This is a genomic window from Rhodopila sp. (assembly GCF_965277825.1).
Classification (GTDB): domain Bacteria; phylum Pseudomonadota; class Alphaproteobacteria; order Acetobacterales; family Acetobacteraceae; genus Rhodopila.
The window spans coordinates 3,129,713-3,144,052 of record NZ_OZ255846.1 but is presented as its reverse complement, the minus strand read 5'-3'; the positions used below and the strand labels follow the sequence as shown (position 1 = coordinate 3,144,052).

Below are 14,340 nucleotides of genomic sequence, written 5' to 3'. Positions count from 1 at the left end.
GCGGATTGCATCAACAGCGGCTTGCTGTCCACTTGGCGAAGCCTGTGATTGAGATTGGCCGCCTTGGTGGGTTGTCCGCGTAAGTAATTACGCTTCCGTGGTGATGGTGAGCACAGACCGCCGCTGGCGTGCCAGCAAGCGACCCCGACCGGCGGACCGATCCGCCGATTAGTCCCCAGTCAGAAACCCCGCTCGGCATCCCTCGCCGGCCCCTGCGTGTCGAATGGATCAGGCGAACTCCATGATCTCCGCGGACGGCGCCCGGTCGCCGTTCTTGCGCGAACGATATAAATCACGCTGGGCTAGCGTCGCAGCCGGTAAACCCCATGATCACTGTGATCGGAAATCTGTCTGGGATATCATCCATGGGTAAGTAACGAATGAACTTGCAATGGAATATGTCCCGATTAGCGCAAGCATAGCCGACAACATATACTCGCCGTCGAATATCAGAACTAGGTACATGACGTTCAAAACCCAAGCCACGGTTTTGACGACGCTTTAGTCGCCGGCCCGACGCGCTGCCGGCAAACCCCCGGTTCGATACGAAATTACATGAGGGGACTCCCGATGCCGATGCCAAATCAATCCCAGATGGGGCGTCGTGGTCGTCATGTCGCGGGCGACATCGATCCGGCGGTGATCTACTCAGCCGCCGCCTATGCCCAACCGATCGCCAGCGCCACCGAAGCCGCAGTGGACGCTGATCCTGCGGTGTGCCGGCTGATCGCCGCCCACCCCGCGCTCGGCACCTTGCCGCGGCACGCGCATCGCACCTTGCTTCGCTGGTCAAGACTTCGGCCGCTGAAACGCCAAGAGTTGATCTTCCGCCAGGGCGACCCGGCCAGCAGCGTCGCCCTGGTGTTGGAAGGCTTCGTCAAACTCTCGGTGCCGCTCGCCGATGGCGGCGAGTTGTTCCTCGACATCGTCGGCCCGGGTGTTTGCATCGGCGAGATATCGGCGCTTCACGCCCGCACCCGCGGCGCCGATGCCACCGCTCTCGGGCCCGCGCGGCTGCTGATCATCGATGCCAGGCAATTCCGCCAGACGTTCGATCGGATGCCCGAGGGCTTGCTCGCGCTGCTTCGCCTGGCCAATAAAAAAATGCAGCGTATGACGGAGCAATTGATCGACAGCCGAGCACGGACCGCGCCGGCGCGGCTGGCCAAGACTGTGCTTTTGCTGGCCAGACTGGCGCCATCGGACCGGCACCCCCCGGACCGGCTTGGGCTGCACCTGTCGCAAGGTGAATTGGGCCTGATGGCCGGTGTGAGCCGGGAACTCGTCAACAAGCATCTGGGCGCCTGGCGCGACGCCGGCTGGATCAGCCTGTCCGGCGGAACCGTGGCTTCGTTTGACATCGCCGCACTCTCGGCCATATCGGGGGACGATCAGGATAACGACGCCGATCCGGCTTGACGCCGGCCTGCCGCCCGGGATGCTCACAGCGCGGCGCCCAAGATGCTTGCAAGCGGGCCATCGAGATTGGCGCAGATGCCGCCATAAGGCCCCCCCTTCACCTGCGCGAGTCAGCCGCCATCCGCAGCGCCATGCCGGCGAGAACGGTGCCCATTAGCCAGCGTTGCGCCACCAGCCACCATGGTCGCTTCGCTAAAAACAGCGCGATGCTTCCCGCGGTCATCGCGATGACCGCGTTGATGCTGATGCTGATCGCCACCTGTGTCGCACCCAGCAGCAACGATTGCGCCAGCACGCCGCCCTGACCCGGATCGATGAATTGCGGCAGCAACGACAGATACAGCACGGCGATCTTGGGGTTCAGCAGGTTTGTCAACAGGCCCATGACAAACAACCGCGCCCCGCTGTCGGCCGGCAGCACGCGCACCTGGAACGGCGACCGGCCGCCGGGCCTGACCGCTTGCCAAGCAAGGTACAGCAGATACATCGCGCCGGCGAACCGCAGTGCGTCATAGGCATAGGGCACCGCCAGCAGCAGCGCGGTGATGCCGAAGGCCGCACTACACATGTAGCACAGGAAACCGACCGCGACCCCGCATAGCGATATCAGGCCGGCCACGCGCCCTTGGGAGATCGAGCGTGACACCAGATACATCATGTTGGGGCCGGGCGTCAGCGCCAGCCCTAGGGTCAACAGTGCGAATCCGGTCAGATTGGATAAAGCCGGCACCGGGCTGCTCCTAATTTTTGGCCGATCGGCCAGATGATCGAGCCTGCCATGATGGCAGTATTCCACCGCACACACGAGATACCGCCGCCGGCGATTCCGATGCCCAACAAGACGCTTCCTTGCCCTGCCGGGGGCGCCGGCTGTAGGGTCCGCGGTCATGGAGCCGTTCTGGAAGACCAAGTCGCTGGAGCAGATGACCGGGGACGAATGGGAAGCGCTGTGCGACGGCTGCGGCCGCTGCTGCCTGCACAAGTTGCGGCATGAGGAGACCAACGAGCTGTCGTTCACCAACGTCGCCTGCCGGTTGCTGGATCTGCAATCCTGCCGTTGCAGCGACTATCCGCGTCGGCAGCGTCGGGTCCCCGATTGCGTCGGCCTCACCCCGGCAGCACTCCAGGCGATCGACTGGTTGCCGCCATCCTGCGCCTATCGCCGAGTGCGCGACGGCAAGGGCCTGGCCTGGTGGCATCCGCTGGTATCGGGAGACCCCGATACGGTGCATCGAGCCGGCGTCTCGGTGCGCGGTCGGGCGGTGAGTGAACGACGCGCCGGCGCGCTGGAGGACCATGTCGTGCAATGGCCGGGCAAGCCACCCCGGGCCAGCCGGCCGAAGGATGACGAACGGCCCGAGGATCTGAAGGAGACGGCGTGATGCTGAAGGACGCCCTGTATGGCGGGATCAATGCCGCGGTGGTGACGGCGATGAACGCCGACCTGTCGATCGACCTCGATCGGATGGCTGCGCATTGTCGCTGGCTGCTCGCCAATGGCTGCAACGGGCTGGCGGTGCTGGGCACCACCGGGGAGGCGAACAGCCTTGGCGTCAGCGAACGGATCGCGGTGCTGGAGGGGTTGGCCGAACGCGGGATTCCGGCGGCGAAGATGCTGCCGGGGACCGGCACGACCGCGATGACCGACACCGTGCTGCTGACCCGCAAGGCCGGCGAATTAGGCTGCCGGGGCGCGCTGCTGCTGCCGCCATTCTACTACAAGAACCCATCCGATGACGGGCTGCTGGCTTACTTCCACGAGGTGATCCAGCGCGTCGGCGGCGACATCAAGTTGTATCTGTACAATTTTCCGCAGCAGTCGGCGATCCCGTTCTCGGTCGATTTCATCGCTCGGTTGCTGCGGGCCAACCCCGGCAAGATCAAGGGCATCAAAGATAGTTCAGGCGACTATGCCAACAGCTTGGCCTACGTCGAGGCTTTCGCCGGCGCCGGGTTCGAGATCTATGCCGGCGATGATTCGTTGTTGCTGTCGTTGCTGCGGAAGGGCAGCGCGGGGTCGATCACCGCGGCGTCGAACGTGAATTGCGCGCTGGGCGCCGAGGTCTATGCGAACTGGAACAACGCCAAGGCAGTTGCGGCGCAGGAGATTTTGTCGGCGACGCGCAAGGCGGTGACCTCGGTGCCGCTGATCCCGGCGCTGAAGACGCTGGTGGCGCGGAACACCGGCGATACGCGGTGGCTGAACATTCGTCCGCCGCACCTTGCGCTGACCGAGGCGCAGAGGGCGGCGCTGCTCAGCGCGTTCGACGCCAGCGGGATCCGGTTGGCGAAGGCGGCTTAGGAGGGTGGCGGCGGGTAAGTGATGTCGACGACTTCCAGCGCCTCGGGCCCGCGCGGGGTGCGCACGGAAATCTCGTCGCCGCGACGCGCGCCCAGCAGGGCAAGTGCAACCGGTGAGCCGATGCTGATTTTCCCTGCCGCCATGTCGGCCTCGTCGACGCCAACGATGGTGACGGTGAGTTCTTCGTCACGCTGGTTGGCGTAGGTCACCGTGGCGCCGAAGAACACCCGGTCGCGCTGGGTCTGCTGGGCCGGATCGAAGACCTCGGCATGGGCGATGCGGTTGGTCAGGAAACGCAGCCGGCGGTCGATCTCGCGCAGCCGGCGCTTGCCCTCTTTGTAGTCGGCGTTCTCGCTGCGGTCGCCATTGCCAGCGGCCCAGGCGACGATCTCCACCACGCGGTGCCGTTCGCCGCGGGTTGCCGCCAACTCCGCCTGCAGCCGCTGGCGACCCAATGGCGTCATGTAGAATTTGCCGCCGGGCAGTTGCGGTAGCGGCGCGTCGTCAAGGTCATCGTCCATGCGGCGGCAATCAACCGGCAAACCGGTTGTCGATCAATCCTTGCGATGATCAAGAGCCAGCCAGTCCCTTCGAGCGAAAACCGGGCGTTGCATGCGACCAGCCGGACAACACCATTTTCAGCATGACGGTGCATGCCAAAAATGGCCTAATTCGGTGTTTGTCGCATGCGTCACGTGCCTTGAAAGTTCCGCCCGGCGCGAACATGCTCTAGACTAGCTGTGCAATGTCCGATCCCGCCGTCTCGGCTGAAGCCGAACTCCGCCGCCTGCTCGAGATCATGGCTGCGCTGCGCGATCCGGCGACGGGCTGCCCGTGGGACAGGACGCAGAGCTTCGAGACCATTGCCCGATACACCATTGAAGAAGCTTATGAAGTCGCGGATGCCATTGCGCAGCGGGATTTTTCCGCGCTGCCGGACGAGCTGGGAGACCTGCTTTTCCAGGTCGTCTACCACGCTCGGATCGCCGAGGAGGCTGGCCTGTTCGGGTTCGCCGAGATCGCGAAATCCATCAGTGACAAAATGATACGGCGCCATCCTCATGTGTTTGGTGATGCCGCCGCACGGAATGCCTCCGACCAGACGGCGGCGTGGGAGGTGCAGAAATCGGCCGAACGAGCGGCGCGGCGGCAATCCGGCGCGCTGGCCGGCGTGCCGACCGCCCTGCCCGCCTTGACGCGAGCGCTGAAGTTGACCGGCCGTGCCGCAAGGGTTGGCTTCGACTGGCCGGACGTGGATCAGGTTCTGGCGAAACTTGACGAGGAAATCCAAGAGCTTCGCGACGAACTTTCAGACGCTGATCCAACTCGATTGGGCGACGAAGTGGGCGATCTCCTGTTCGTGCTGGCGAATCTGGCGCGCAAGCTGGGTCTGCAACCGGAGACCTGTCTACGGCTGGCGAACGAGAAATTCTGTCGCAGGTTCAATGCCATGGAGCGCATTTTTGACGCGGAGGCGAAGACTCTGTCCGAGCTATCCCTGGCGGAAATGGAAGCCGGATGGCAAAGGGTGAAAGCGGCGGAGCGGCGGTGACATCACCGCTCCAGTTTCCGATCAACCATGATCGTCGCCGCTATCCCCGGGTCAATACGATGTCGAACGTCACCTGCTGCGCCCCCGGCTCCTTGCCGATCACCGGTGCAGGGTCGGTGATCAACAGGTCCTTGCGGCTGGCGCTGTTCAGCCAGCTATCGGTCTCGTTATAGCGGTCACCCTCAAAATACATCTGGGTGACGAGTTGCTCGTACTTCGCGGTGACCGAGAAATGGATGTGCGCCGGGCGCCACCGCCCCGGAGCCGCCGGATAGGCTGACGGCCGCACGGTCTTAAATGCGTAGCGCCCTTGTCCGTCGGTTTTGGTCACGGCAAAGCCGTTGAAATTGTCGTCCAGCGCAGCCTCGGTATTTTCGTCGTTCGGGTGCGGATAACGCCCGGCGGCGTTGGCCTGCCAGATCTCAACCTTGGCGCCGGCAACCGGCTGGCCATTGTCCGCCAGGATGCGTCCGGAAAGATACAGAATGGTGCCTTTGGCCTGGCCGCCGCCGGTCAGGTCACCGCTCTCGGTCGGCGTCAGCATGAACGGATAGAACGGCCCGAGGATTTGCGGCGGCGTGCGCGGCAGTTTGGCAGTCGTGCTTGTTGGGCTGATCGCGGCATCGGCCATGATGTGTCCTCCCTCAACGCGGCGGATCAGCGTTCATACCGGTCGCCGTCCGGCGGCATCTTCAGTATGGTGGCGCCATGCTGAGCGATGTGCAACGGCAGTTTATCGACCGCGCTCGGGTGGCGCATCTGGCGACGGCGGATCACTCCGGCGCGCCGCATCTGGTGCCGGTGTGTTTCTGCCTGAGTGGGCTGTCGCTTTACATCACCGTCGATGAGAAACCCAAGCGCGGCGACATCAAGCTGAAGCGCATCCGCAACATCGAGGAAAACCCGGCGGTGGCGGTTACGGTGGACGTCTGGGACGAGGACTGGACCCGGCTGGGCTGGATCATGCTGCGCGGTGCGGCCGAGATCCTGACCGCGGGGGACGAGCACGACCAGGCACAGCAGCAGTTGCGCGCTCGCTACCCACAATACCGCGAAATGGAGCTCGGCCCGCTTCCGGTCATCGCGGTCCGGATCCGCCGCGTGCTGTCATGGGGCGCGCTCGGCTAGAGCAACATCAGCCTGACAGGAAAGTCAGGCTGATAAAGTTGCTCGCTCAAACAAAGAGCTAGAGCGCGGTGACCGTTTACGGTCACCCTGAAAGCGCTCTAGGTCCGCTTGGACGCCGCCCGGCGCTGCGTCTCGGCGCTGGGGCTCGGCGCTGGGTTGGGATCTACCTGGCGGCGGCCAGGACGCGGTCAATGAAGCCCTGCGCGCTGCCCAGATACTTGGCCGGATCGATCAGTTTCTCGATCGCGGCGCGGTCGAGGCGGGCCGACACCGATGGTTCTCGCGTCAGGGCGTCGGCCAGCGATACTTTCTCGGTCAAGGCGATATCGCAGGCCCGTTTGACGATGTGGTGCGCCTCGCCGCGACCGAGCACCGGAGCGAGGCCCATCATCACCGCCTCCGACACGATCAGTCCGTGGGTCAGATCCAGGTTGGCCCGCATCTTGGCCGCATCGACCACCATGCCCTCCGCGATCGCGCGGGTGTGCAGCAGCGCGCCGTGGGTGAGGACGAAGGCTTGCGGCAGCGCCAGCGCCTCGGCCTGCCAGGGGCCGGTGGCGCGTTCGTGGTCCTGCGCCATGGCGCCCTGCATGACCGGGACCAGGGCCTGGACCATGCGGGCGGCGGCGAGGATGTATTCCGAAGCGATCGGATTGCGCTTCTGCGGCATGGTGGAGGACTGGCCGCGTCCGGCGTCATAGGGTTCGGCGACCTCGCCCACCTCGGTCTGCGCCAGCAGGATGATGTCGGTGGCGATCTTTGCCAATGACCCGGTGATGAGCCCCAGGAAGCTGACCGTTTCCGCCAGCGCATCGCGACAGACGTGCCAGGGTGCGAGCGGCGGCGTCAGACCAAGTTCCGTGGCCAGCGCTTGCATCACTGCGATGCCCTGGTCACCGAGCGAGGCCAGGGTACCGGCGGCGCCGGCGAATTCGACCTGTTGGACACGAACCCTCAGTTGTCGCAGCCGATCCAGATGGGTCAGGAAGGGCATCGCCCAGACCGCGCATTTCAGGCCGAAGGTGACCGGCAGCGCCTGTTGCAGATGGGTGCGTCCGGCCATCACGGTGTTTCGGTGCTTGTCGGCCTGGGCGGTCAGCGCGGCCAGGATGGCGGCCAACTCGGCCTCGATCAGGTCAAGGCCATCGCGAACCTGAAGCACGGTGGCGGTGTCCATGATGTCCTGTGTGGTGGCACCCCAATGGGTCCAGCCGCCGGCCTCCCCGGCTGCCTTGGACAGGCCGGCGACCAGGCCGACGACCGGATAGCCGACGTTGCGGGCGCTGGCGGCGAGGTCCTCGGTGCGGAGGTTTTCGATGCGGGCAGCGGCGATGATCGCCTGGGCCGCGCTATTGGGGATGATGCCGAGACGGCCCTGGACCCGGGCGAGTGCGGCCTCGACGTCGAGCATGCGCTGGAAATAGCGCGACTCGTCGAACACCGCGCGCATCGCGTCGCTGCCGTAGAGTGTGCCCAGGATGGGGCTGTCGGCGGGGTTGACGGGCATGACGGCTGCTCCTGGTGACGCGGCGGCGGTTTAGCCAGACGGCGTCACAGGATGCAACTGGGTGGCTTCCGTCGCCGCTCTTTGCGGCAACGTTGGAGGCAGTCAGGCCATGGATCAGCGGCAGCGGGGTGATTTGCTTGACCGGGTCGCGCCGTTGCAGTCAAGTCACGACCCGTCGTCCAGCAGTTCGTCGAGCGTCACCGGGCACACCTCCGGCACCGGCAAGGGAGGTTGCCCGTCGATCGTCTCGGGCAGCGCCCGCAGCGTCTGGCGGTAGATCCGGTCCAGATCAAGGCGTTGCCGCATCGAGGGGGTAAAGCGATTTGCCGCCTGGGCGCGAAACACGCGGGCTTCGGACTGCCAGTGCGGCGCGTCACGCGACAGCGGCCAAGCGTCGGCTTTCAGCATATCGAGCAATGCGCGCAGCAGGAGCGACTCGACGGCGTGGCGTTGCTCGTCGCCGACGCTCTCGATCTCCTCGATGACGTTTTCCCAATCCACCTGGTCGTTGATCCGCTCGCCGGCGGCAACCTTTCGGAGCAGGTCGGCCTGGCGTTCGGACCAGACCAATATGTCGGTGTCATAGTCGGTCATCGGTTGCCCCGGTTTGCAGCCAGCAGCGCGGTTCCGCGCGGTGTCAGTTCGATCCGGGTCGGTCGGTCGGCGCTCCGGGTGACCAGGCCGGCGTCGATCGCGTCCTCCCACACCGTCAGCCGGGGACAGGATGTGCGCCAGGCCTCCATCACAACGGCATAGTCGCGCGGTCGCGCCGCGAGCCAGGCGAGGAAATCCAGCGTCAGCGGAAGCAGCACATCGGACATGGCGGGCCTCGCTGTCGGCAAGCAAACGAAGGATGCCTGTCCGGCGCGCCGGTTGTCCACTACGCCTGGATTGCCGGCGGCCGGCGCAGCGCCCAGAAGGCGATCCCGCCGGCGACGTAAAATACGATCGACAGGCTGAAGGCGACCCGATAGCTGCCGGTAGTGTCGAACACGAAACCGGCCAGCCAGGACCCTCCGGCCGCGCCAAGGCCGGTGCCGATGGTGATTACCCCAAGGATGGCGCCCAGGTTGGGGCCGGGAAACAAATCGGCGGTCTTGGCGGTGATCGCCGGACCTCGCGCGCCCCAGGTCAGCCCGAAGAAGCAGGCGTGCAGCCACAGCAGCAAATGCTGATCGGGCGAGGTGATCAGCAGCCCGAAGATCACCCCGAGGATAGATGTACCGTAGGTGACCACTGCCGATACCTCGCGCCCGACATAGTCGGACAGCGTGCCGGTGACGATCACGCCCGGCAGCGACAGGAACGCGCCCATGCCTAGCACTCCGGCGGCGTAGAGCTGGTTGAACCCGATATTCACCGCGAACGCCAGTTGGTGCAGCGCGACCAGGAAGCTGCCCAGGCCGGTGAAAAGATAGACCGAGAACAGCAGCCAGAAGTGCGGCGTCCGCACCGCCTGGCGGACGGTCCAGCCCTCGGCGTCGGTGGCGCTTTGGCGACGGCCGCCCTGCCCTACTCCACGGAACAGCGAGGCCAGTGGCAGCACCAGCACGCCCATGAACAGGCCCTGCCACAGATAGGCTCCGCGCCAGCCGAGGCCGGAGATCATCAGCGTCGCTGCCGGCGCCGAGAACGCCCGGGCAAAACCGTTGGCCGACTGAACGACGGACACCGCCATGCCTCGGTTGCGCACGAAATACCGCGACAGTAGCGGCACGAACACCACCAGGCCGAGGCAGTTGGCGCCCAATGTCATCACCACGCCATACAGCACGACGATGTGCCAGAGCTGGGTGGCCCAGGAATTGGCCAGCAGGCCCGCGGTCAGCAACGAGCCGCCGATCAGGATCAGCCGCCGCGGTCCCAGACGGTCGACCAGCCATCCGACCAGCGGTGAGCTGATCCCATTGACGATCTGCGACACCGCGTAGGCGAGCGAGACCTGGGCCCTGGACCATCCGAAGGCATCGATGAAGGTCACCAGGAAGACGGTGTAGGCGTGCATGAAGCCGGCGCCGATGGAAAAAGTGCCGAAGGCGGCGGCGAGCAACAGCCAGAGACGGGCGTTGGAGGGCGGTTTCAGATCGGACATCGGGCAACCATGTCCGGCGCCGCGCCGGTTGCCCAGCCCTGCGCGGGCACGGCGGACGGGTGACGGCGTTTTCCGTCGATTGCGCGCGGTGCTGTCGATGTCGCCTGGGTTGCGCCACTGGTGGCGCTGCTGGCCGGGTGGTTGGGACCTGGTTGCCCGACCCGGCGAGGCGATGGCACGCTGTCGCCAGCACGGAAACGGAGCAGCGTTATGCCGAACCTGATACACAGCCACTCGCGGTGGGGACCGACCGACCAGATCGGCGCCGGCAACCTGCTGACCGTCGAAAAGCGGCTGGCGGCGTTGGCCTCGGTACGACAGGGCCGGGTTTTAGACCTAAGCCACGAGATCTACATGGGCGCGCCATTCATGGCGCCGAACCAGACACCGTTCCTGATGTCGATCTTCGGGTCCTGGCGCGACACCATCAAGCGCCGCCGCCGGATGGGTGCGACCAACGACGCCGGGACCAATCTGGAACGCATCGAGATGACCGCCCATGTCGGCACCCATATCGATGCGCTTGGGCATTTTTCCAACGGAGAGATGCTGTACAACGGCAACCAGGCGGCCGAGGTGGTGACCGATTGGGGACTGGACCGCCTGGGCATCGAACATGCGCCGCCGATGATCACACGAGCGGTGCTTTTCGACGTCGGCGGCGCGTCGCACTTGGGCCCGGGGGAAACGGTGTCGCCCGATGACTTGAAGCGGGCGGCCGACAACGGCGGATTTGCGGTCGAGCCCGGCGATATCGCACTGATCCGCACCGGCTGGGGGCGATATTTCGGCATCGACAACGCTCGATACCTGGAGGGTGAACCCGGCGTGGACGTAGCGGCGGCGAAATGGCTGATCGACCAGGGCATCGTGGCGATCGGTGCCGACAACATGGCGGTCGAGGTGCTGCCGAACCCTGACAAGACGTTGCTGATGCCGGTGCACCAGTTCGCCCTGGCGGAATGCGGGGTGTATCTGATCGAGAACCTGGCGCTGGAGGAACTGGCGGCGGCGCACATCCACGCCGCCTGCTTCATCCTGCTGGCGACCAAGATCCGCGGCGCGACGGGCGCTCCGGTGCGACCGGTGGTGATTGTATAAGCACTGGCTTTTAACCTGTCATCGTGTCCGATGATCGGTGCGGCCGATCCTGTTCGAGAGCCATGGCACACACGGATCGATCGAGGCGACGGGCCGTGCGCTTCACGGGTACTACTTGTGCCTTGCACGCTCGGGCATGTTGCTGACCAACCGGGAGAGGTATGTATTTGCTTTGTCCCCAAGTTCAGGGCGAAGGCACCGCGTCCGCTTCGCGCCAACGACAGGCAAAATGCGCGCCGTCTGTTCCCGAAACCAATGCGCCAAGGGTTCAAGCTTCCGGATGCAGGAACCATGCGCAAAGGGTTCAAGCTTCCAACGTAGGCGGCTTTCTGCACGTCGCGTCGGAGGCCCCCGCGACGCGGTTCAATCCGCCCATGTAACTAAACGCTGCATTGCGCTGCAAATATTACTCTATAATACTGGAATTTTGGACCAGTCAGGTGGATCTTTGATTATCCTGCCGCAAGCCTCGGATTTAGCGACCTCATCCATTATTTCGACGGTCCGCACTCTGTGCTTTTTGATTGTTCTCACCTCAATGCTGTGCGGTTTACGTCGGTCATTCTGCCCCAAGGGTTGGCTGGGGAAAGCGCTGCACCTTGATCTGGTCGGCCTGCTTCATGGCCTGCGCCATGTCGTAGTTGGCCTGCATGAGGTGCCAAGAGTCAGCGCCGCCACCGAACGCCTTATCAAGCCGGATCGCCATTTCCGGGGAAATGCCGCGCCGCTCGTTCACCAGTTCGGACAGGGCATTACGCGAGACGCCAAGCGCCTTCGCGCCATCCGTCACGCTCAAGCCCAAGGGCCCAAGGCAATCCTGCCGGACAATCCGGCCGGGATGTGGGGGGTTCTTCATCGGCATGAGTTGAAGTCTCCTAGTGGTAATCGATCAGGTCTACGTCCGCGGCGTCCTCGCCCTCGAAGCGCCAGACAATCCTCCAGTTGGCGCGAACCGTGACGGCCCAAAAACCTTTCAGGTTGCCCCTGAGTGGGTGAAGCCGGTAGCCGGGCAGGTCCATCTTTTCCGGCGCGTTCGACGTATCCAGTTTCGCAAGGATGTTCTCGATCTTGTCGAGCATATCAGCGCCGACTTGCGCCCGGTCGCCACGCTCGAAAAGCCGCTTCAAGCCGCGATGCCGAAAGCTCTTTATCACGCCCAAGCGTAGCCTGTAGCCTAACGGGTGTCAATTTTACGTTGGGTTTGTTCGCCGGATGGTTCATCGCACCCCCGCCAAGCCCTTCCGGGTCAAGGGCAACGTCGTGGCCTTCTTCCCCGCCCCTTGGCGCGCCGCGTGGACCCGGCTAGCGTCCGGCGGTCCGGGCAATGCCTGGCAAATCAACAAGTCTTGGCGGTGATGGCACGGCCGAGTCAGGGAAGGGGTGAACGATGAGGTTGAAGTCTGTGAAGGGCTGGCTGCCGGTTCTTGCCGGCGGTCTGTTGCTGACCGTCTCGATGGCGCATGCGGCCGCCCCGGTTCGCGGGGTTACCGACAGCGAAATCATCATCGGAACAGCCTCTGATCTTTCGGGTGTCACGGCCGTCCAGGGGGTCAACAACACCGACGCCATCCGGATGGCGTTCGACGAGGCCAATGCCGCCGGCGGCGTCAATGGCCGCAAGATCAAGTTCATTGCCGAGGATATGCAGTACACCGTGCCGCGCGCGGTTCAGGCGATGAACAAGCTGCTGAACAACGACGACATCTTCCTGGCGATCGGCGACGGCGGCACGCCGATGAACGATGCCAACATGCCGGCTCAGTTCGCCAAGGACGTGCCAAACATGTTTCCGCTGACCGCCGCGCGGTCGATGTACGAGCCTTACAATCGGTTGAAATTCGCGCAGTTCGCCTCGTACTACGATGAAATGCGGTCGGCGGTGAAATACTTCGCACAAACCAAGGGTCGCAAGAAGTTTTGCGTGTCCTATCAGGATTCCGACTTCGGCAAGGACGTGCTGGCCGGCGTGGTTGCGGAGACCCAGGCGCTGGGCCTGACGGTCGTGGCCACCACCGCGCACCGCCCGACCGACACCGATTTCAACGGGGCGATGGAAAAACTGCACGATGCCGGTTGTGACGCGATCATGCTGGGCACCATCGTGCGCGACACCAACATCATCATCCAGACAGTGCGCAAGATGGGCTGGAATGTCGATTTGGTGGGCCAGTTCGCGTCCTATGACACCGCGATCGCGTCACTGCCGGGGGGCGCCACCGAGGGTTATTACTGCATGACCCCCGCCCTGTATGCCTATCCCGACGACCCGCGCCCCGAGGTCCAGGCGTTCGCCAAGAAGTACAAGGCGCGCTACGGCCGCGAGCCAAACTTCCACGGCGAAGTCGGATACACCGCCGCCCACCTGGTTCTGCTTGGACTGCAGAACGCCGGCAAGGACCTGACGGTCGACAGTTTCATCAAGGGCATGGAGAGCATCCACGACTACAAGGATATCTTTGGTTCGGTGCTGTCATTTGGACCCGACCAACATCACGCATCGACCAAGTCTTTCCTGACCGTGGTAAAGAACGGACGCTGGGTGCCGGTCGAGCAGGAGGCGCTGGCCTACTGATACGGGTCGCCAGGCCGAGGGTTCAAATCGGCCGGATCAATCAAGCAGCCGGGTCCGCACCGCCGTCATCATGGCGGTGTGGACGGCTTCGACACTCGCCGAGGCGTCCACTAGCACGCAGCGCTTCGGTTCGGCGGCGGCGATTTCGCGAAAACCTTGGCGAACACGGGCATGGAACGCCGCGTCCAGGCGTTCATAGCGGTCGGCGGCGTCGCCTCGCCGGCCGATCCTTTGGGTGGCGATCGGTTCGTCGAGGTCCAGCACGATCGTCAGGTCGGGCGCCACTTCTGAGTGGTCAGCCAGCAGGATGATGAGGTCGCGCTGCGCCCCCTGTCCATAGCCTTGGTAGGCCAGGGTGGAGTCTTGGAACCGGTCGCAGATCACCCACCTGCCGGCATGCAGCGCGGGCAGGATCGTCTTTGCCAAGTGTTCGGCCCTGGCGGCGAAATGCAGCAGCGTTTCTGCCCGCGGCGCCCAGTCGATCGACCCGTCCAGCAGGATACCGCGCAGCAGTTCGGCACCCGGCGTGCCGCCCGGTTCCCTTGTGCGGATGACCTGCAGCCCCAGCGCGATCAGCGCATCCGCCAACAAGGCGGATTGAGTTGTCTTGCCGGCACCCTCGCCGCCCTCCAGCGTGATGAAGCGGCCCAAGGTCATGCGCCGGTCA

At 64.4% G+C, this 14,340-nt stretch carries 17 protein-coding genes; 7 read left to right on the top strand and 10 right to left on the bottom strand.

Translation table 11 applies throughout. From position 1 onward, the window contains the following. The first annotated feature begins 570 nt into the window (after positions 1-570). Positions 571-1,419, top strand: a complete 849-nt coding sequence (locus tag ACQY4T_RS15575) for a Crp/Fnr family transcriptional regulator (RefSeq protein WP_428532229.1) — start codon at positions 571-573, stop codon at positions 1,417-1,419. Positions 1,420-1,516: 97 nt separating this feature from the next. Here ACQY4T_RS15575 and ACQY4T_RS15570 read toward each other — a convergent pair whose 3' ends face one another. Next, positions 1,517-2,149 (bottom strand): LysE family translocator, encoded by a 633-nt coding sequence (locus ACQY4T_RS15570; RefSeq protein ID WP_428532226.1) that lies wholly within the window; start codon positions 2,147-2,149, stop codon positions 1,517-1,519. A 157-nt stretch (positions 2,150-2,306) separates the two neighbouring features. Between ACQY4T_RS15570 and ACQY4T_RS15565 the strand changes: the two genes are divergently transcribed. Further along, positions 2,307-2,801, top strand: a complete 495-nt coding sequence (locus tag ACQY4T_RS15565) for a YcgN family cysteine cluster protein (RefSeq protein ID WP_428532223.1) — start codon at positions 2,307-2,309, stop codon at positions 2,799-2,801. Beyond that, positions 2,801-3,721: a dihydrodipicolinate synthase family protein gene (locus ACQY4T_RS15560; RefSeq protein ID WP_428532220.1), complete on the top strand. Its 921-nt coding sequence runs from the start codon at positions 2,801-2,803 to the stop codon at positions 3,719-3,721. Before ACQY4T_RS15565 ends, ACQY4T_RS15560 begins: the two co-directional genes overlap by 1 nt. Here the strand turns inward: ACQY4T_RS15560 and greB are convergent. After that, on the bottom strand, positions 3,718-4,242 hold the full coding sequence (greB, locus tag ACQY4T_RS15555) for a transcription elongation factor GreB (RefSeq protein ID WP_428532217.1): 525 nt from the start codon (positions 4,240-4,242) through the stop codon (positions 3,718-3,720). The genes ACQY4T_RS15560 and greB overlap by 4 nt on opposite strands. Before the next feature lie 224 nt (positions 4,243-4,466). Between greB and mazG the strand changes: the two genes are divergently transcribed. After that, complete coding sequence (gene mazG / locus ACQY4T_RS15550) at positions 4,467-5,273, top strand: nucleoside triphosphate pyrophosphohydrolase (protein ID WP_428532214.1); 807 nt, start codon at positions 4,467-4,469, stop codon at positions 5,271-5,273. Between the two features lie 40 nt (positions 5,274-5,313). Here mazG and ACQY4T_RS15545 read toward each other — a convergent pair whose 3' ends face one another. Further along, positions 5,314-5,904 carry a hypothetical protein gene (locus ACQY4T_RS15545; RefSeq protein WP_428532211.1) on the bottom strand — a complete coding sequence of 197 codons (591 nt, stop codon included), beginning with the start codon at positions 5,902-5,904 and terminating at the stop codon, positions 5,314-5,316. Between the two features lie 77 nt (positions 5,905-5,981). On the opposite strand from ACQY4T_RS15545, the gene ACQY4T_RS15540 reads away from it, so the two are divergent. Next, on the top strand, positions 5,982-6,401 hold the full coding sequence (locus ACQY4T_RS15540; RefSeq protein WP_428532208.1) for a TIGR03668 family PPOX class F420-dependent oxidoreductase: 420 nt from the start codon (positions 5,982-5,984) through the stop codon (positions 6,399-6,401). Positions 6,402-6,564: 163 nt separating this feature from the next. On the opposite strand, the gene ACQY4T_RS15535 is transcribed toward ACQY4T_RS15540, so the two are convergent. From ACQY4T_RS15535 to ACQY4T_RS15520, 4 genes are all read right to left on the bottom strand, one after another. Next, positions 6,565-7,908 (bottom strand): class-II fumarase/aspartase family protein, encoded by a 1,344-nt coding sequence (locus tag ACQY4T_RS15535; RefSeq protein ID WP_428532205.1) that lies wholly within the window; start codon positions 7,906-7,908, stop codon positions 6,565-6,567. Positions 7,909-8,073: 165 nt separating this feature from the next. Beyond that, on the bottom strand, positions 8,074-8,502 hold the full coding sequence (locus tag ACQY4T_RS15530) for a DUF29 domain-containing protein (protein WP_428532202.1): 429 nt from the start codon (positions 8,500-8,502) through the stop codon (positions 8,074-8,076). After that, positions 8,499-8,729 (bottom strand): hypothetical protein, encoded by a 231-nt coding sequence (locus ACQY4T_RS15525; RefSeq protein ID WP_428532199.1) that lies wholly within the window; start codon positions 8,727-8,729, stop codon positions 8,499-8,501. The genes ACQY4T_RS15530 and ACQY4T_RS15525 overlap by 4 nt, the downstream gene beginning before the upstream one ends. Positions 8,730-8,788: 59 nt before the next feature. Continuing rightward, entirely contained in the window at positions 8,789-10,000 is a 1,212-nt protein-coding gene (locus ACQY4T_RS15520; RefSeq protein ID WP_428532196.1) for an MFS transporter, read from the bottom strand. A gap of 210 nt (positions 10,001-10,210) precedes the next feature. On the opposite strand from ACQY4T_RS15520, the gene ACQY4T_RS15515 reads away from it, so the two are divergent. Then, positions 10,211-11,101, top strand: coding sequence for a cyclase family protein (locus ACQY4T_RS15515; RefSeq protein ID WP_428532193.1), 891 nt, complete (start codon positions 10,211-10,213; stop codon positions 11,099-11,101). Positions 11,102-11,660: 559 nt separating this feature from the next. Here ACQY4T_RS15515 and ACQY4T_RS15510 read toward each other — a convergent pair. Beyond that, the gene (locus ACQY4T_RS15510) at positions 11,661-11,963 is read right to left on the bottom strand and encodes a HigA family addiction module antitoxin (RefSeq protein ID WP_428532190.1); all 303 of its coding nucleotides are present in this window, start codon (positions 11,961-11,963) and stop codon (positions 11,661-11,663) included. Positions 11,964-11,976: 13 nt separating this feature from the next. Beyond that, a complete protein-coding gene (locus tag ACQY4T_RS15505) occupies positions 11,977-12,255 on the bottom strand; it encodes a type II toxin-antitoxin system RelE/ParE family toxin (protein WP_428542900.1) in 279 nt (92 codons plus the stop codon). A gap of 233 nt (positions 12,256-12,488) precedes the next feature. Between ACQY4T_RS15505 and ACQY4T_RS15500 the strand changes: the two genes are divergently transcribed. Continuing rightward, positions 12,489-13,673: an ABC transporter substrate-binding protein gene (locus tag ACQY4T_RS15500; protein ID WP_428532187.1), complete on the top strand. Its 1,185-nt coding sequence runs from the start codon at positions 12,489-12,491 to the stop codon at positions 13,671-13,673. 36 nt (positions 13,674-13,709) lie between these two features. On the opposite strand, the gene tmk is transcribed toward ACQY4T_RS15500, so the two are convergent. After that, entirely contained in the window at positions 13,710-14,330 is a 621-nt protein-coding gene (gene tmk / locus ACQY4T_RS15495) for a dTMP kinase (protein WP_428532184.1), read from the bottom strand. Between the last annotated feature and the right edge of the window lie 10 nt (positions 14,331-14,340).